Source organism: Streptomyces sp. NPDC002138, assembly GCF_040296485.1.
GTDB lineage: Bacteria > Actinomycetota > Actinomycetes > Streptomycetales > Streptomycetaceae > Streptomyces.
Genome location: NZ_JBEOXE010000005.1, coordinates 148992 through 166423 on the forward strand (window position 1 = coordinate 148992; position 17432 = coordinate 166423).

The 17432-nt window shown below is 73.3% G+C and carries 14 protein-coding genes; 13 read left to right on the plus strand and 1 reads right to left on the minus strand.

All coding sequences use genetic code 11. From position 1 onward, the window contains the following. Positions 1-45: 45 nt before the first annotated feature. Entirely contained in the window at positions 46-1092 is a 1047-nt protein-coding gene (locus ABT084_RS04930) for a beta-ketoacyl-ACP synthase III (protein WP_351038254.1), read from the minus strand. A gap of 135 nt (positions 1093-1227) precedes the next feature. On the opposite strand from ABT084_RS04930, the gene ABT084_RS04935 reads away from it, so the two are divergent. From ABT084_RS04935 to ABT084_RS04995, 13 genes are all read left to right on the plus strand, one after another. Next, entirely contained in the window at positions 1228-2625 is a 1398-nt protein-coding gene (locus ABT084_RS04935; protein ID WP_351038255.1) for an FAD-binding oxidoreductase, read from the plus strand. 156 nt (positions 2626-2781) lie between these two features. After that, on the plus strand, positions 2782-2940 hold the full coding sequence (locus ABT084_RS04940) for a hypothetical protein (RefSeq protein WP_351038256.1): 159 nt from the start codon (positions 2782-2784) through the stop codon (positions 2938-2940). A gap of 52 nt (positions 2941-2992) precedes the next feature. Continuing rightward, positions 2993-4237, plus strand: coding sequence for an ATP-grasp domain-containing protein (locus tag ABT084_RS04945; protein WP_351038257.1), 1245 nt, complete (start codon positions 2993-2995; stop codon positions 4235-4237). A gap of 4 nt (positions 4238-4241) precedes the next feature. Then, complete coding sequence (locus ABT084_RS04950) at positions 4242-5318, plus strand: branched-chain amino acid aminotransferase (protein ID WP_351038258.1); 1077 nt, start codon at positions 4242-4244, stop codon at positions 5316-5318. Positions 5319-5620: 302 nt separating this feature from the next. Beyond that, complete coding sequence (locus ABT084_RS04955) at positions 5621-6637, plus strand: amino acid--tRNA ligase-related protein (RefSeq protein ID WP_351038259.1); 1017 nt, start codon at positions 5621-5623, stop codon at positions 6635-6637. Positions 6638-6699: 62 nt separating this feature from the next. Next, a complete protein-coding gene (locus ABT084_RS04960; protein WP_351038260.1) occupies positions 6700-7455 on the plus strand; it encodes a hypothetical protein in 756 nt (251 codons plus the stop codon). Continuing rightward, complete coding sequence (locus tag ABT084_RS04965) at positions 7452-8885, plus strand: hypothetical protein (protein WP_351038261.1); 1434 nt, start codon at positions 7452-7454, stop codon at positions 8883-8885. Before ABT084_RS04960 ends, ABT084_RS04965 begins: the two co-directional genes overlap by 4 nt. Before the next feature lie 69 nt (positions 8886-8954). After that, entirely contained in the window at positions 8955-10493 is a 1539-nt protein-coding gene (locus ABT084_RS04970; protein WP_351038262.1) for a GNAT family N-acetyltransferase, read from the plus strand. Further along, positions 10490-11533 carry a S66 family peptidase gene (locus ABT084_RS04975; protein ID WP_351038263.1) on the plus strand — a complete coding sequence of 348 codons (1044 nt, stop codon included), beginning with the start codon at positions 10490-10492 and terminating at the stop codon, positions 11531-11533. The genes ABT084_RS04970 and ABT084_RS04975 overlap by 4 nt, the downstream gene beginning before the upstream one ends. A gap of 49 nt (positions 11534-11582) precedes the next feature. Further along, positions 11583-12851, plus strand: coding sequence for a condensation domain-containing protein (locus ABT084_RS04980; protein WP_351038264.1), 1269 nt, complete (start codon positions 11583-11585; stop codon positions 12849-12851). After that, entirely contained in the window at positions 12852-14084 is a 1233-nt protein-coding gene (locus ABT084_RS04985) for a cytochrome P450 (RefSeq protein WP_351038265.1), read from the plus strand. 56 nt (positions 14085-14140) lie between these two features. Beyond that, complete coding sequence (alaS, locus tag ABT084_RS04990; protein ID WP_351038266.1) at positions 14141-16804, plus strand: alanine--tRNA ligase; 2664 nt, start codon at positions 14141-14143, stop codon at positions 16802-16804. After that, positions 16801-17424 carry a YbaK/EbsC family protein gene (locus tag ABT084_RS04995; protein WP_351038267.1) on the plus strand — a complete coding sequence of 208 codons (624 nt, stop codon included), beginning with the start codon at positions 16801-16803 and terminating at the stop codon, positions 17422-17424. The genes alaS and ABT084_RS04995 overlap by 4 nt, the downstream gene beginning before the upstream one ends. Positions 17425-17432: the final 8 nt, after the last annotated feature.

Here is a 17432-nt window from a genome sequence, read left to right on the forward strand (position 1 = left end):
TGGTTCTCCTGAATCTGATGGGTTCGTATGAGGGGTGAAGATGCGTCAGTTCACGTGCTCGGCGCGGATGTCGGGCCAGACCAGGACCGTCGAGCCCCACGAAAGACCCGCTCCGAACGCCGACAGCAGCACCCGGTCCCCGGGCTTGAGGTCGCCGCTCGCCGCGATGTCGTTCAGCAGCAGCGGGACCGAGGCCGACAGGGTGTTCCCGACGCGGTCGATGTTGACCGCGACGCGTTCCGTGGGGACCTCGAGCTCCTCCGCCACCGCCCGCACGATCCGGACGTTGGCCTGGTGGCCGACGAACCAGTCGACGTCCGCCACGGCCCAGTCGGTGCGCTTGAGGACCGCCCGCGCCGACTGGGTCATGCGCTCGACGGCCTGCGTGTAGAGGGGGCGGCCCTCCATCCGCAGGTACCAGTCCTCGGTGGGTACCGAGGCGTGGCCGAGGCCCGCGTCGGCGGACCGCTGGCGCGAACCGCCGGCCGGAATGGCCAGCAGATCGGCGAGCGAGCCGTCACTGCCGAGGTCGAACGGGCCCAGCGCACCGGGCTCGTCCGCCGCGCCGCGGCGCAGCACCACCGCGCCCGCGCCGTCGCCGAAGATCGGCGCCGTCCCGCGGTCCCGCTGGTTGACCAGCGTGGTGAAGGCCTCCGAGCCGATGAACAGCACGCTGTCGGCGGACCCCGAGGCGATCAGACCGGCCGAGGTGGCCAGCCCGTAGAGGAACCCGCTGCACGCCGAGGTGAGGTCGAAGGCCGCCACCGTGCCCATGCCGAGCCGGGACGCGACCTCCGGCGCCACCGCCGGGCAGAGCCGGTCGGGCGAGGTGGTCGCCACGACCACCGCGTCCACCCCGCTCACCCCGGCGGAGCGCAGCGCCCGGGCCCCGGCCTCCACGGCCAGGGTGCCGGTCGACAGGCCGTCCGAGACGACCCTGCGCTCGCTGATCCCGGTCCGCGTCCTGATCCACTCGTCGTTCGTGTCGAGCGTCGCGGACAGGTCGTCGTTCGTGACCACCCTGGGAGGGAGAAATCCCCCGATACCCGAGAGCACCACCGCCATGTGAATTTCCCCCCTGCTGGCCGCCATCCACTGTCTGACCTGGCGTCCAACCACCCTCGCCCAGCGCTCCGAGGCGCGGCAATTGGCCTTTCGTACACGTACGGATCTGGCTGTACCAAAGGCCAATTGACCCTTTTCGGGGCCGGTGGAAGCGTCGCGAAGATGGGCATCACGACGTCTTCGGACACCACGATTTCCGCTGAGCTGGCACGGCTGCTCCCCGCCGGGCGGGTGATCGCCGACCGGGACACCCGGGCCTCCTACGCGCACGACGAGGCGGCGGGCGCCCCCTTCGGCCTGCCCGCCGCCGTCGTGCGCCCCCGCGCCACCGCCGAGGTCGCCGCGGTGGTCGCGCACTGCGCCGCGCGGGGGGTCCCGGTGGTCGCGCGCGGCGCGGGCACCGGCCTCTCCGGCGGCGCCAACGCCATCGAGGGCTGCGTCGTCGTCTCGTTCACCGCGATGGACACGATCCTGCGCGTCGATCCCGGCGAACGCCTCGCCGTCGTACAGCCCGGTGTGGTCAACGACCACCTGCGCGCGGCCTGCGCCGAGCAGGGGCTCTGGTATCCGCCCGACCCCGCCAGCGCCCCGTGGTCCACGATCGGCGGGAACGTCGCCACCAACGCGGGCGGGCTGTGCTGTGTGAAGTACGGGGTGACCCGGGACTACGTCCTCGGGCTGGAGGCCGTCACCGGCCGGGGCGAGACCGTGCGGCTGGGCCGGCAGACCGCCAAGGGCACCGCGGGCTACGAGCTGGCGGGCCTGATGGTGGGCTCGGAAGGCACCCTGGGCCTGGTCACCGAGGTCACCCTGCGGCTGCGCGGCGCCCGGGCCCCGGAGCGGACCGTCGTCGGCTACTTCGACGACCTGCCCGGCGCGGGGCGGGCCGTCGCCCGCGTGGTGGCCTCCGGCGTGGTGCCGAGCGCCCTCGAACTCGTCGACGCCTACTGCCTGCGCGCCGTCGACGACTGGAAGAACATGGGCCTCACCGAGGTCGGGAACGTGCTGCTGCTCGCCCGCTGCGACGCCCCCGGAGAGGCCGGGGAGCAGGAGGCCGACACGGTCCTGAGCTGCTTCGAGGGCGCGGGCGCGACCTGGAGCGCCCGGTCGGCCGACGCCGCCGAGGCGGACGCGCTCTTCGCCGCGCGCCGGCTGGTCTACCCGGCGCTGGAGCGGCTGGGCCTGGTGCTCAGCGAGGACATCTGCGTACCGCGGATGCGGGTGCCGCAGATGCTCGCGCACCTGGAGCGCATCGCCCGGCAGCACGATGTGCACATCGCGAGCCTGGCCCACGCGGGCGACGGCAATCTGCACCCGATGATGGTCGTGCCCCGGGGGGACGGGGCCGCCCTGGCCCGGGGGCGCGAGGTGTTCGAGGAGGTCGTCGGCCAGGCGATCGACCTGGGCGGCACCGTCACCGGGGAACACGGGGTGGGGCTGCTCAAGATGCGCGGTCTGACGCGGGAGCTGGGTCCCGCCGTGCTCGGCCTGCACCGCGGGCTGAAGAGCGTGTTCGACCCCGCCGGGATCTTCAACCCGGGCAAGGTCTTCACCGCCTGAGCCTCCTGTGCACGTGGGTGCCAGACCTGAAGATGCCACCCCAAACGCTTGGCCTGACGAGGGGAGCGCTGCAAGATTTCAGCCAGAGGGAACGCGGCCGACGTACGGACCACGAACGCGGGAACTCTGCCGAAACTGCCAACAGGGGGAAAAGAAATGAAGCTCCGGATCAGTACCGCCGCCGCGCTCTCCGCCATTGTCGCCGTCCTCGCGCTGGGCACCGCCCAATCCGCCGCGGCGGACGTCACCGCGCATTCCGCGCAGCAGGCCGCGACCACCGCGCCGGTCGTGCAGAGCAGCCTCAACTGGGACTGACCGGAGCCACGGGGAAAGAAAAGCCGACGGAAACGATGCGGGGAAACAGCGAATGAACGTCTTGGTGTGCCGATGGGACCGGATAACCCTGCAGGCGCTGCTTGAGCGCGGGGCCCGGGTGACCCTGGTCTACGACGAGTGGGAAGCGGCCAACCGGGCCATCGATCCGGAGCTGGTGGCCCGCGTGGACCGGCGCTATGTGATCCGCAGTTTCGACGCGCTCGACGAGATGGCTCAGCTCGCGGTGGACATCCGCTCCTCGGGCGTGAAGATCGACCGGGTGCTCAGCCTCTCCGAGTTCAGCCAGTTCAGCGCCGCGTACCTGGCGACGCTGCTCGGCCTGGAGCAGCCCGCCATCGAGAAGTCGGTCCTCATGCGGGACAAGCGGGCCATGAAGGACCGCGCCCGGGAGGCCGGGATCACCTGCGCCCGGTACGTCTCGCTCTCCACCGCCGACGTCGAGGGCTCGGTCCGCCGGGTCGAGGACGAGCTCGGCTTCCCGGTCATCGTGAAGCCCGCCGCCGGACTCGGTTCCGTGGACACCTCCAAGGTCACCGGGCCCGAGGAGCTCGCCGCGATCCTGCGGTCGGCCGGGCAGGAGACCATCGCCCAGTTCCTCCTGGCCGAGGAGCCGATCGACGGCGACGAATACCACGTCGACGCCGTCTGGGAGGGCGGCCGGGCCCAGGTCCTCGGCGTCAGCCGGTACCTGCGCCCCCGCATGCTGGTGGAGACGCCGGGCCGGGACAACGGCTCGATCCTGCTGCCGCGGGAGCGCGAGAGCGCCCTGTACGAGGAGATCGAGGAGCTGCACCGGCGCATCAACGACGCGTTCGGCATCTCGGACGACATCACCCACCTCGAACTCTTCCGCCGCGCGGACGGCCGGCTGTGGTTCTCCGAGATCGCCACCCGGTTCGCGGGCGGCGCGATCCCCGAGAGCTTCGGCGGCGCCCTCGGTGCGGACCTGCGCGAGCTGTGGGTCGAGGCGATCATGGGCCGGGGACACGAGCCGCTCGAGCTCCAGGAGCCGCCGTACCCGTACGTCGGCTGGATCAACCTCGCCCCGGACGCGCCCGGCACCATCGTCGCGGAGCCCTCCGACGAGCTGATCTCCCGCTTCCCGTACGTGCTGAACACCATCCGGACGCGTCACGTCGGCTCCGAGATCGGCGACCTGCACCCCTCCGTGTGGTGCACGCTGCTGGTCATCGGCGCGGACAGCGAGGAGCAGTTCCGGGAGCGGGCCGCCGAGCTGGAGTCCGCGCTGCTGCCCGCCTTCGAGATGGCCGAGTGACGCCGTGACCACCTCCACGGTGACCGCGGCCGGCACCGCCGGGGCCACGGCGCCGGGCCTCGGCTTCGGCGTCCACTTCACCGCGCACATGGTGGTGTCCCGCTGGACACCCGCCGAGGGGTGGGCGCCGCTGGAGCTCGCCCCGCACGGTCCTCTGAGCCTGTCCCCGGCCGCCATGGCCCTGCACTACGGCCAGGCCGTCTTCGAGGGGCTCAAGGCCTATCCGGCCGCGGACGGTTCGCTCGCGCTGTTCCGCCCGCACGTCAACGCGGACCGGTTCGGGCGCAGCGCCCGGCGCCTGGCCATGCCCGAGCTGCCCGCCGAGATGTTCCTGGACGCCTGCGAGCGCGTGGTCCGCGCCGATGCCGGGGAGGTGCCCCGGGGCCATGGACAGAGCCTCTACCTGCGGCCCTTCATGGTCGCGGTCGAGCCGAGCCTGGGCGTACGGCCCGCGCAGGAGTACCTGTTCGCGGTCATCGCCTCGCCCGTCGACTACTTCTTCGCGGGCGGCTACCAGGCCATCGACGTCTGGTGCGCCACCGACCAGATCCGCGCCGCACCCGGCGGTACCGGAGCGGCCAAGTGCGCGGGCAATTACGCCGGGAGCCTCTCCGCGAAGGCGCAGGCGCTGGCGAACGGCTGCCACGAAGTGCTGTGGCTGGACGCGGCGGAGCACCGCTGGGTCGAGGAGCTCGGGGCCATGAACTTCTTCTGCGTCGGACGCGGTGAGAATGGCGTGGACGAGCTGATCACCCCCGGCCTGTCGGGCACCATCCTGGCCGGGAACACCCGCGACAGCCTGCTCACGCTCGCGGCCGGTCTCGGCATCGAGGTGGCCCAGCGCCCGGTGTCGGTCGACGAACTCACCGCGGGGGACGGGCGGATCACCGAGGCGTTCGCCTGCGGCACCGCCGCCTCCGTCGTGCCGATCGGCGCGGTGACGGCCGGATCGGGGCGCGCCCTGATCGGAGACGGACTGCCCGGAAAGGTCACCACCCGGCTGCGGGACGAGCTGGCCGCCATTCAGTACCGGCAGCAGGCCGACCCCTACGGCTGGATGCACGCAGTGGAGTTGAATTAGACATCGCCGACCACAGAGGCCGGCGTCTTCGGGAATTCCCGAGGACGCCGGCCTCTTCGGCATTCCCTGTCGCTTTCCTGTTCCTTTCATGTCCCTTTCCTGTTCCTTCCGGAGCCGCGCAGCAAACTGCCAGGCATGCTCGCGCCAGCCAAATCCAGAGCTTTTCCGGTCACCGGTGGACCAGAATGGAGTCACCGAAAGACAGCGGCACTCGGCGGAGGTTTCCGAACCGGGAAAAACGCCCTGTCCGCGACGGCCCGTCCCCTTCCCGGACGTGTGCCTCACCCAAGGGGGAAATTACATTGGCTACGCCCACGTACACGCACGGCGGATGGCGTCCCTCCGACGACCGGTTCCTGGAGATCGTCGGCCAGCCGCTGTTCCGGACCCTGGTCGACCTCCAGGACCTGACGACCACCGAGACCGCCCTGTTCTGGAGCGAGCGCGGTGTCAAGTCCGTCCACCTGCCGATCACCACCAACACCATCTCCAGCCCCATGGGCCTCGGCAGTGACTCGCTGCCGGTGGAGATCGACCTGTTCGGTCAGCGCACCTTCCTCGCCGACTCCATGCAGTTCATGCTCGAGTACGGCTGCCGCCTCAGCCCCTCGGGCAGCTGGTACCTGATGCCGAGCTTCCGCGGCGAGGACGCCGACGAGACGCACCTCAACCAGTTCTTCCACAGCGAGGCCGAGCTCCCGGGCGGGCTCGACGAGTGCATCGACGCCGTCAACGACTACATGCGCCGCCTCGCGCAGGCGGTCCTCGACCGGTACGCCGACGACGTCGAGGCCATCGCGGGCACCACCGAGCACCTGCGCCAGATGGCCGGCCTGGAGACCTTCCCGCGGATCACCTTCGAGGAGGCCGTCGCCCACCTCGGTGACGACGCGGAGGCCGTGGAGCACCACAACGGCTGGCGCACCCTGTCCCGTCACGGCGAGCGCCGCCTGCTCAACGAGATCAGCCCGATCCTGTGGGTCACCCACTACGACCACCTGTCGGTGCCCTTCTACCAGGCGTACGGCGACGAAGAGGGCCGCACGGCGCTCAACGGCGACCTGCTCTTCGGCATCGGCGAGACCGTCGGCTGCGGCGAGCGCCACATCGACGGCGAGACGACCCGCAAGGCCCTCGCCCACCACGAGGTCCCCGAGGAGGAGTACGCCTGGTACGTCCGCATGAAGGACACGCACCCGCAGCACACCTCCGGCTTCGGCCTGGGCATCGAGCGCTGGCTGATGTGGGTCCTCCAGCAGAAGGACATCCGCGAGCTCCAGCTGGCCCCGCGCCTCAACGGTGTCTCCCTTACTCCGTGACGCTCTTCGCCGGGCCCTGCGCCCCAGGGCCCGGCGAGCCGCTCCCTCCCACTGGACTGACCATGCCCTTGCCCCCCAGCAGTACGCCCTCCCCGGCCGAGGACAGGCTGGTCCGGCGCGAGTACGGCCCCGAGGGCCACTACGTACTCACCAGCCGGGCCCTGGAGCGGCTGCGGGATTCGCAGCTGCGGATCGAACCGCTGCTCCGCTCGGTCTCCGTACGCCGCACGCACCTGCCCGTGCTCGTCCCCCCGCCGCTCACCCACCCCGTGCGCGAGTGGCTGAACCCCGAGCTGCGCAAGGTCGTGCTCACCGCACACGGCTCGGACCAGCCCAAGGGCTGGTACCCCACGGCGGGGCTCTGCCTGCGCGGGCTTCCGCTCGTCGCCAAGCAGCGCTTCAGCTGGCGTGACCTGCCGGTCGGCTACTGGACCGGCGGACCCGCCGTCGCGCCGGTCGCGGGAGCGGGGCCGGACGCCGAGGACCTGGTGTGCGTGGACGGGCTGCTCGCCGAGCGGCAGGACCGGCGCGCCGATCTGGTGGAGCTGATCGGACGCGTCCTGACCGCCCTGGACGTCCCGGCCGAGCCCGCCCGGGAGACCTGGGCCCTCAAGGGGAGCGACGGCAACGGCACGGCGCTGGTCTGGCGGCACGACGGGCGGGTGACCGCCTCCCTGGAGCAGCTGCCCGAGGCGGCCGCCAAGCAGTACAGCGCCTGCTACATGGACGCCGAGAACCGGCTCCAGACCCTCGCCGTCTCCTTCTTCCACATCAGTCAGTACGCGCTGCTGCGCGGCACGGAGGTGACCGGCCGATGACCGCCGAACGATGGGCGGGGGATGCCGCGGCACTCCAGCGCTCCCACATCATCAACGCCAAGTACCCCGTGTCCGGCGCCAGCGGCTGGCTGCCGCACGGCTACGAGCTCTGCTCCCACGTCGTCGAAACCTTCCGGCGGCTCTTCGCCGAGGCCGGATACGAGGAGCTGGGGCTCCCCTCCGCGGTGCCGCTGGAGGCCCTGGAGCGCCAGGCCGGTTCCATCAAGAGCTTCCTGGACCGGATCTACGTCCTGCACGGCGCGGACGGCGACACCGCGCCGCACGCGCTCGCTTCGACCATCGAGGCACAGATCTGCACGGTGATGGCGCAGTGGCTGGACGAGGGCCGCACGCCGCCGTTCCGGGTCACCTCGGTCCGTACGGTGGGCCGCCACGAGGGCCACGGCATGCGCCCGTTGTGGATGGAACGGTTCGTCTGGCCCTTCTTCGAGGCACAGGCCGCCTTCGTGGACGAGGCCGACTCGGACGTCGACTTCATGCTGCACGGTCCGGGGCGGGTGTGTTCGGCCATCGGCCTGCCCACCGTCGCCGTGGAGCGGCTCCAGGCCCCCGACTACGGGCGGGCCTACGCCGACCGCCGCCACGAACTCGTCACCCTGCTGCCCGAGGGCACGTCCACCACGCTGACCTCGGTGTACGAGCTCGGCACCCGGTTCAGCGACACGTTCGGCGTCCGCAGCGAGGGCACCGCCCTGTCCATGCTCAACTTCGGCTTCTCGGCCCGGCTGGTGCTGGCGCTGCTCGTGCACTCGCACGCCGAGGCCGACAAGCCGGTCTACCACCCCTCCGTGGCCCCCGTGCAGCTCGCGGTCGTTCCCTCCCTGCGCGAAGGAGCGGAGCGGGCGCACGCGCTGGCCGAGGAGCTCAGGGCGCGCGGGGTGCGCGCCACGGTCTTCGACGACCGCCGGGGCCACGCCGCCCGGGTCGCCGGGGCCAGGACCCACGGAGCGCCGCTCTTCCTCACCGTCCGGGGCGAAGGCGCCGACACGGTGCTGCTCCTCGGCGAGGACGCGGACACCGGGAAGCCGGTCGTCGAGGACGGGCTGGCCGCGCGGGTCGAGGCCGAACTCGCCGCGCTGGGAGCCGAATTGCTGCGCACGCGGGAGCGGGACCACCGCGCCCGGGTGCGCGATCTGGCCGGCTTCCCCACCCGGGCGGACCTCGACGGCATTCCGGCGGCGGCGCGGCTGCCGCTCTGCACGGCGGACGCGTGCGTGTCGTACGCCCTGGAGCAGGACGTGCTCGACGTGATCGGTCGCCCGCGCGGTGCCTACGCGCTCGGCGCGGACGGTGCCGAGGGTGCCGACGGCGCCGCGGGCGCGGCGGCGGCGACGCGGCCGTGCGCGCACTGCGGGACGCCCACCGGGTCCGCGGTGCTGCTGGGCCGCAAGTTCCGCGGCGAGAAGTGACCGCCGCCCGCGCCGCCCGCGCCGCCCGTCGTACCCACGCGTGCTCACGCCTTCCCCAGGAGTAGCGAGATGACCCGGTTCCCCGAAGAGTCCGTGACGACCGAACGGCTCGTCCTGCGCCCCTTCACCCCGCGGGACGCCCCGGCCGTGCAGGCCGCCTGCGACGACGAACTGACCCAGCGGTGGCTGCCGCTGCCGCGCCCGTACACCCTCGACCACGCCCGGTGGTGGTGCGCCGAGGGCGCCCCCGCGTCCCTGCTCTCCGGCGACGGGGTGCAGTTCGCCGCCGAGGACCGCGAGAGCGGCGAACTCGTCGGGTGCTTCGGCCTCAAGTCCACCCACTGGGCCGAGTCCACCACCGAGATCGGCTACTGGGTCGCCCCCACCGCCCGCGGCCGCGGCTTCGCCGCCGAGGCCGTGCGCGCCGTGGCGGCCTGGGCGTTCGCGGTCACCGCGGTACGCCGGATCACGCTCCTCGCGGCCACCGGCAACCTCGCCTCCCAACGCGTCGCCGAAAAGGCCGGGTTCGTGTCCGAAGGAGTCCTGCGCAGCGCCCTGACCACGCACGACGGGCGGGTCGACGCCGCCGTGTACGGGCTGATCCCCACCGACCTCACCCCGGCCGGGCTCGGACACGTACGCGAGGAGGCCCACGCGCTGCTGACGGCCGGGCCCGCGCTGATCAGCTCCCACGAGCACACCGGCGCCGAGCTGGTCTACCACCGCGAGGACTCCCACCACACCTACCGCCAGTCGGTGGACGAGCTGATGGCCCTGCTCACCTCCGTCGGCGCCGCGCTGCCGTCCGGGCCGCCCGCGGTCACCGGCGCCCTGGTGCTGCCGATGCCGTACTACCGCAGGTTCAAGCCCACCGGTACGCCCGTCGGCCCCGAAGCGTGCAGCCGCGTGATCCGGGAGCGCAACATCGAGCTGCTCGACGACTGCGCCCGGTTCCGCAAGGACCACCCGGCCTCCGCCGGGCTGCCGATGACCGCCCTGATGGCCGATCCCTTCCGCTCGGCCGAGGACTTCGCCGCCGATTACGAGGCCCGTACGGACGAGGTGTTCGCGCTCAAGTGGCACCCGCCGGCTGCCGAGACGCCGCTCGCCGAGTACGTCGACCGCGGCTACCTCGACCTGGCCGCGCGCTGGAACGTCCCGACGGTGCTGCACTGCTCCCCCGAGGGGCGGCTCGGTGACCTCCGGGAGATCGCGGACTCGGTCGTCGAGGCCGCCGTCCGCGCCGGCGCCCGGATCAGCATCGCCCACCTCGGCTTCCTCAACCCCGGCCTCGACGAGGTGCTGGCCCGGCCCGGCGTGTACGCCGACCTCGGGCCCTGGGAAGCCGTCTGCGAACGCACCGTGGGCGACCCCGGGCCCACCGGCTCCGACGCGCGGCTGGCCGAGCTGATCGGCCGGTACGGGCAGCGGCTGATGTTCTCCCTGGACACGCCCTGGCACCTCCAGCCCTGGGACGACGGCCGGGTGCTGGGCGCGGAGATCCCCGACGCCGTCGACCGCATCCTCAGCTCGCTCAGGCTCTCCGGGTCGCAGGCCCACGCGCTGCTGTCCGGCAACGCCCTGCGCTTCCTGTTCGGCGCGTCATGACCGGTGACCGGCCCGGCGGCGCGGCCGGGAGCACGCCGCCGCCCCGGCTGCGGCCCGGCGCGGTCGTCGGCGTGGCCGCGACCAGCGCGTGGGCCGCGGGCCGCTTCCCCGAACGCACCCGGCGGGCCGTGGACGCGCTGGAGCGGGAGCTGGGCTGCACGGTCCGGCTCGCGCCGGAGGGCCGGTACGCGGGATCGATCGCGGGCACCGGGCGCGAGCGCGCCCGCGCGCTGATCGAGCTATTCGCGGACCCGGAGGTCGAGGCCGTGTTCACGACCATCGGCGGCAACAACTCCAACGACCTGCTGGAGCACCTCGACCCGCTGGCCGACCTGCCGCCGAAGATCCTCGTCGGCTACAGCGACAACACCGCCCTGCTGCTGGGCTACCAGGCCCTGACCGGTGCCACCGTCTTCTACGGACCCGCGCTGCTCCCGCAGTTCGGCGAGTGGCCCCGGCCGTTCGCCGAGACCACCGGCCCTCTGCGCGACACCCTGATGACCGGGGCCGGCGGGGCCTGGCCGCTGCCCGGCTGGTGGACCGAGCCCGGCGGCGACTGGGCGGGCGCGGACCGGGAGGCACGCCCCCGGCACACCGGAGGTCCGTACGTCCTGCGACCCGGCCGGGGCGAGGGCGTGCTGTTCGGCGGCAACGTCCCCACCCTCGGGGTGCTCGCGGGCACGCGCTGGCTGCGGCCTCCCGACGGGCCGACCGTGCTGTGCCTGGAGGGCACGGCGGACGGTGCGTCCGTGCCCGCGTTCCAGCGCAGCCTCACCCAGCTGCGGCAGCTGGGGATCGCGGAGCGGGCGACGGCGGTGCTCGTCGGCCGGACCCCCGGGAGCGCGCACGACCCCGAGCGGGACGCGGCGTTCCACCGGATCCTGCTGGACGCCTTCCCCGGGGACGTGGCCCTCGTGACGGACCTGCCGTTCGGCCACACCGACCCGATCCTCACCGTCCCGCTCGGCGCCCGGGCGAGCGTCGTGGCGGAAGCCGGCCGCGCTCCCGTCGTACGGGTCCTGGACGCCCCCGTGCGCTGAGCGCGCCCCCCCACCGAACTGGACAGCACACGAGAGAAGGGGAACAGCCATGGACACGAGAGAGCAGGCGGACCGTACGGACCGCACGGACCGCCCGACGGACCGGCGGCCCGCACGCCCGGCCGGGACCGGTGCCCCCGTCGCCACACTGGCCTACCTGGGTACGGGCCACGTCGACCCGCAGCGGCTCGGCGCCGCGCTCGGCCGGGTGGCCCGGCGCCACCCGGAGCTCCGGGCGGGCGGCGTCGAGACGATCGAGGTGCCGGGGGACGGCTGGGGGGCGGTGGACCACGCCCTGAAGCTGGTCGAGGCCCGCGGCGCCCGCCGTTCGGCCCCGGCGGACGGCGCCCTGCTCAGGGCGGCGCTCCACCAGTGGCCGAACGGCACCCTGCTGATCGTGGAGGCCCCCGGCGCGGCCGTGGACGGCGCCGCGCTGCCCGTGCTGGAACGGGAGATCGAGCGGGCGTACGCGCAGGAGTCCGCTCGGGAGGACGCTCCCGAGAACACCGCCGCCGCGCACCGCGCCGCCCGCGAGCGGGTGCGGGAGGGCCTCGACCTCGCCACCCTCGGCGCCGAGTGGATCACCTACCTCGACTCCGCGCCCCCCGTCGACTGGCCCGTACGGGACGCCCTCCCGGCGGACGGCCCGGCGCCGCGGCTGCGGGTGCCCGTCGAGCGGCGGGTGCTCGACGCGCTCGTGCGGCGCGCGGGGTCACCGGGCACCACCCCGGCGCTGGCCCTCTTCGCGGTGTACGGGCTGGCCCTGGCCCGGTACACGGGACAGCGGGACTTCCGCGTCGGGCTGCGGGTGCCCGGGCGGGCCGAGCTCTGGCAGTGGTCCGTGGTGGCCCACCTGGCGGACGTCCTCCCGGTGCGCGTCCGCGCGGTGGCCGACGCCGGTCCCCCGGCGTCGTACCGGGACGTCCTGCGGTCCGCCGACTTCGCCCTGCTGCGGCAGTGGGCCGCGCCCCGGCACCCCGAGGAGATCCGGACCGTCTTCACCGACCGGCCCCTCTGCGCCTCGCGCACGCTGTCGCTCGGGGACGCCGAGCTCGCCCCCGCCCACGTCCCGCGCCACTCCAACGACAGCGACCTGACCGTCGAACTGCTGGACCCGGCCCGCCCCGACGGCCGCCTGGACCTCGTCCTCACCTCGGACCCGGCCGTACTCGGCCCGGACGCACTGCGCGCGTTCGGCGACGTACTGCTGCGCACCGCGCACGAACTCGCCGACGGACCCGCCGACGAAACCGCCGAGGAAACCGCCGACGAAACCGCCTCCGCACCCGCTCACGAGCCCGCCCCAGAAGGCCAGTAGATGACCACTCAGACCGCGCCCGCCCGGCCGCCGCGGAGCGACGCCGTCGACCCGGCGGAGATCCTGGACCCCGAGGTGGCCCTGGACCCGGCGCCCTTCTTCGCCCGGCTGCGGGCGTTCGAACCGGTGCACTGGAACGAGCCGACCCGCAGCTGGTACGTCACCCGGCACGCCGACGTCGAGGCCCTGCTCATGGAGTCCGCGCTGGGCGCCAGGGACAAGACCGAGATGCTGGCCGCGATGACCGGGGACATGCGCGCGGCCTTCGCGCCGGTCGAGCGCTTCCTGGGCAAGTGGCTGGTCTTCGCGGACCCGCCGTACCAGCTCAAGGCCCGCAAGGCCCTCCAGCGGGCCTTCACCCCGCGCAGCCTGGAACCGTTCACCGAGACGGTCAGGGCCCACGCGGAGGCCGCCGTCGGCGCGCTGTCCCCGGGCGAGCAGGACCTCTTCCAGCAGGTCGCCCGCCCGTACGCGCTCAGCGCCATCTGCGCCTTCCTCGGCGTGCTCGACGAGGAGCGGGAGGACGTCCTGCGCTGGTCGGACGCGCTCATCGCGTACCTGAGCATGCCGGTCCTGGAGAAGGGCGTCGCGCTGGCCGCCGGCGCTGCCGTCCGGGACCTGACCCGGTACGTCACCGGGACCGTGCTGCCGCGCGGCGCCGGGCCGATGGCCGCGCTGCTCGGCTCCCTGTACGCGGACGGATCGCTGGACGACGAGGAAGTCACCGCGCTGTTCGCGCAGTTGCTGACCGGTGGCGCCGAGCCGGTGAGCACCACGGTCGCGGTCGGCATGAGCCATCTGCTCGCCGCTCCGGCCCAGCACGCCGCGCTGCGGGACGGGTCCGTCCCGTACGCCGCGGCCGTGGACGAGGCCGTGCGCCTCGCCTCGCCCTTCCACTTCGCCCCGCGCACCGCGCTGCGGGACTTCGAGTACGGCGGGCACCGCATCGCCAAGGGCCAGCGGGTCGTGCTGGTGCTCGCGGCGGCCAACCGGGACCCCGAGGTGTTCCCCGACCCCGACCGCTTCGACATCCGCCGCGCCGACGGCCGGCACATCGCGTTCGGGCGCGGCGGTCACTTCTGCCTGGGCGCGGCTCTGGCCCGGATCGAGGTCGAGGCACTGTTCCGCGCCCTGGACAGCCGTCATCCGGGGCTCCTGCCCGGGTCGCCGCCCCTCGTGCGCGAACCGGCCTTCGGTGTCACCTCCGTCTCCGCGATCCCCTGCCTTGTCTGAACCCCAGCCCGCTGTCCCGTACTTGCTCCGCAAGCTCGCTCGCCCGAGGTGAACCCGTGCACTCCCAGCAGATCCGCTCCACCTTCCTGGACTTCTTCACCGACCGTGACCACCAACTGGTCCGCTCCAGCCCGCTCGTCCCCGACGACCCCACGCTGCTGCTCGCCAACGCGGGGATGAACCAGTTCAAGCCGTACTACCTCGGCGAGGTCCCGCCGCCGTTCCCGCGCGCGGTCTCGGTGCAGAAGTGCGCCCGTACCTCCGACATCGAGAACGTGGGCCGCACCAGCCGCCACGGCACGTTCTTCGAGATGCTCGGCAACTTCTCCTTCGGCGACTACTTCAAGGCCGACACGATCGCGTACGCGTACGAGCTGGTCACCAAGGGATACGGACTCGACCCCGAGCGGCTCTGGGCCACCGTCTACCTGGACGACGACGAGTCGATCCGCTGCTGGGAGCGGATCGGCATACCGTCCTCGCGCATCCAGCGGCTCGGCAAGGAGGACAACTTCTGGTCGATGGGCGTGCCCGGCCCCTGCGGTCCCAACTCGGAGCTGTACTACGACCGGGGTCCGGCGTTCGGCGTCGAGGGCGGCCCGGCCGTCAACGACGAGCGCTACATGGAGATCTGGAACCTGGTCTTCATGCAGTTCGGGCGGGGCGAGGGCGACGGGAAGACGGACTACCCGATCCTCGGCGAGCTGCCGATGAAGGGCATCGACACCGGGATGGGCCTGGAGCGGCTCGCGGTGATCCTCCAGGGCGTGGAGAACGTCTGCCAGACCGACCTGCTGGCCCCGACCCTGCACACGGTGCAGGAGCTGGCGTCCCGCCCGTACCCGGGCAGCGGCGCCGAGAAGGTGTCCTTCCAGGTGGTCACCGAGCACGCCCGCGCCATGGCCTTCCTCATCGCCGACGGAGTGCTGCCCTCCAACGAGGGGCGCGGCTACGTCCTGCGCCGTCTGATGCGGCGTGCGGTGCGGCACGGGCGGCTGCTGGGCATCGACGGCCCGCTGCTGCCCGCCGTGACCGGGAGCGTCATCACCCACCTCGGCCCGTCCTGGCCCGAGCTGACCGAACAGGCGGGGCTGATCGAGCAGATCGTCCGCGCCGAGGAGGAGTCCTTCGGCCGCACCCTGCGCCAGGGCGCCAAGCTGCTGGACGCGGCCGTGCTGCGGGCCCGGGAGAGCAAGGCCGAGGCCCTGTCCGGCGAGACGGCCTTCGAACTGCACGACACCTTCGGCTTCCCGGTCGAGCTGACCGTGGAGGCGGCGCACGACGCGGGCCTGACCGTCGACGAGGACCGGTTCGCCGTGCTCCTCGCCGAGCAGCAGCAGCGGGCCAAGAGCGGCGGCAAGACCAGGACGGCGGCCGCGCTGCGTCGGCTGGAGGCCTACCGGGAGCTGTCGGCCCGGCACGGACGCACGGACTTCGTCGGGTACGAGAGCCTCACGGCCGAGACCGCGGTCCTCGGGCTGCTCGACGGCGGCCGCACGATCGAGGCGGCCGGCGAGGGCAGCGAGATCGAACTGGTCCTCGAGCGCACGCCGTTCTACGCGGAGGGCGGCGGGCAGGTCGGTGACACCGGCTCGCTGCGCACCGCGGGCGGCGCCGTACTGGAGATCACGGACACCCGCCGGGGCCTGCCCGGGTTCCACGTGCACACCGCGCGCGTCATCGCGGGCGAGCTGCGCGCCGGGGACCTGGCGGAGGCCGAGGTGGACGGGGTGCGCCGGGCGGCCGTGGCCCGCTCGCACTCGGCCACCCACGTGCTGCACGCGGTGGTCCGCGAACTGCTGGGCCCGCACGCGGCGCAGCACGGGTCGCTGGTGGACGACGGCCGGCTGCGCTTCGACTTCGTGAACTTCTCGGCGCTCTCGGAAGGGCAGCTCGAGGAGATCGAGCAGCGGGTCAACAGCCGCCTGCTGGCCGACCCCGAGGTCCGGGTGTGGCACGCGGACCGCGCCGAGGCCGAACAGGCGGGGGCGCTGGCGCTGTTCGGGGAGAAGTACGAGGACACGGTGCGCATCGTCGACATCGGCGACTTCTCGCGCGAGCTCTGCGGCGGCACCCATGTCGCGCACGGGTCCCAGGTGGGCGCGGTGCGCATCATCGGGGAGTCCTCGGTGGGCGCCAACCTGCGCCGCATCGAGGCGTACACGGGCCGGGAGGCGCTGCGGTCGGCGGATCACGAGCGGCGGTTGCTGCGCGAGCTGGCGGGTCTCCTCGGCAGCCGGCCCGACGAGGCGGTGGGCGCGCTGCACAAGCGGCTCGACCTGCTGGCCCACGCGCAGAGCGAGGTCGAGCGGCTGCGCGGGAACGAGCTGACCGCCAGGGCCGCGGTCCTCGCCGAGAAGGCCGAGGTGGTCCCGGGCGGCGTGCTGGTCATCGGGCGGGTGGACGACGTCACGGCCCAGGAGCTGCGTCAGCTGGCGTCGGCGGTGGCCCAGCGGATCGCCGCCGGGGTGGGGATCGTGGTCCTCGGCACCACCGACGGGGACAAGGCGATGCTCGCCGCGGCCCTGGGGGGTCAGCTGCGGGAGAGCGGCGTGGAGGCGCAGGAGGTCCTGACGGAGGCGGCCGCGGTGATCGGCGGCGGCGCCGGTGGCAAGGGGGCGCTGGCCAACGCGGGCGGCCGCAAGGCGGCCAGGCTCGGCGACGCCCTGCAGCTGGCCCGCGCCTCGGCGGCCACGATCCTGAGCGGGCGGTTCCAGTGAGCGCGGCCACGCTGCTGCCGGCCCCGGCAGGGGTCGGTGCGGGTGTGGGCGCGGGTGCGGGTGTGGCCCGGTGCCGGGTTTCGGCGGGCCGGCTCCTGCCGTCCGGTGCGGCGGGCTCCGCGCATGCGGGTGGCGGCCTCGACGTGCATGCCACGCTCGCCGCGCTGTTCCGGTCGTCCGGAGCACGGCACCGCTTCATTCCCCACGCCCCGGAGGGGCGCACGGACGAGGCCAGCGTCCTGCGGGGGCACCCCCTCGCCCAGGCCGCGAAGTCCCTCGTGCTGCGGGTCGCGCTGGGCAAGCGGCGGCGGCGGTACGTGCTCGCCGTCGTACCGGGGGACCGCAGGGTCGACCTGGCGGCCGTGGCCGATCTGCTCGGCGGTACGGAGGCTTCGTTCGCCGTGCGCGAGGTGGCCGAGCAGAAGACGGGCAGCGTCAGCGGGTCGATCGCGCCGTTCGTGCTCGGTTCGCCCGACCTGGAGGTGCTCGTCGACGAGGGGCTGACCGGCCACGACGAGATCTTCTTCAACACCGGGCGGCTCGACATGTCCGTGGCGCTCGACGTGTCCGACTACCTCGCGCTGGCCCGGCCGACGGTCGCCTCCATCGCGGAGCGGTGAGACGGGGC

What these genes read in the sequence shown, in the direction of transcription:
- ABT084_RS04930 (WP_351038254.1), bottom strand. Translation starts at nt 1,092, where the DNA reads ATGGCGGCCAGCAGGGGGGAAATTCACATGGCGGTGGTGCTCTCGGGT.
- ABT084_RS04935 (WP_351038255.1), top strand. Translation starts at nt 1,228, where the DNA reads ATGGGCATCACGACGTCTTCGGACACCACGATTTCCGCTGAGCTGGCA.
- ABT084_RS04940 (WP_351038256.1), top strand. Translation starts at nt 2,782, where the DNA reads ATGAAGCTCCGGATCAGTACCGCCGCCGCGCTCTCCGCCATTGTCGCC.
- ABT084_RS04945 (WP_351038257.1), top strand. Translation starts at nt 2,993, where the DNA reads ATGAACGTCTTGGTGTGCCGATGGGACCGGATAACCCTGCAGGCGCTG.
- ABT084_RS04960 (WP_351038260.1), top strand. Translation starts at nt 6,700, where the DNA reads ATGCCCTTGCCCCCCAGCAGTACGCCCTCCCCGGCCGAGGACAGGCTG.
- ABT084_RS04965 (WP_351038261.1), top strand. Translation starts at nt 7,452, where the DNA reads ATGACCGCCGAACGATGGGCGGGGGATGCCGCGGCACTCCAGCGCTCC.
- ABT084_RS04970 (WP_351038262.1), top strand. Translation starts at nt 8,955, where the DNA reads ATGACCCGGTTCCCCGAAGAGTCCGTGACGACCGAACGGCTCGTCCTG.
- ABT084_RS04975 (WP_351038263.1), top strand. Translation starts at nt 10,490, where the DNA reads ATGACCGGTGACCGGCCCGGCGGCGCGGCCGGGAGCACGCCGCCGCCC.
- ABT084_RS04980 (WP_351038264.1), top strand. Translation starts at nt 11,583, where the DNA reads ATGGACACGAGAGAGCAGGCGGACCGTACGGACCGCACGGACCGCCCG.
- ABT084_RS04985 (WP_351038265.1), top strand. Translation starts at nt 12,852, where the DNA reads ATGACCACTCAGACCGCGCCCGCCCGGCCGCCGCGGAGCGACGCCGTC.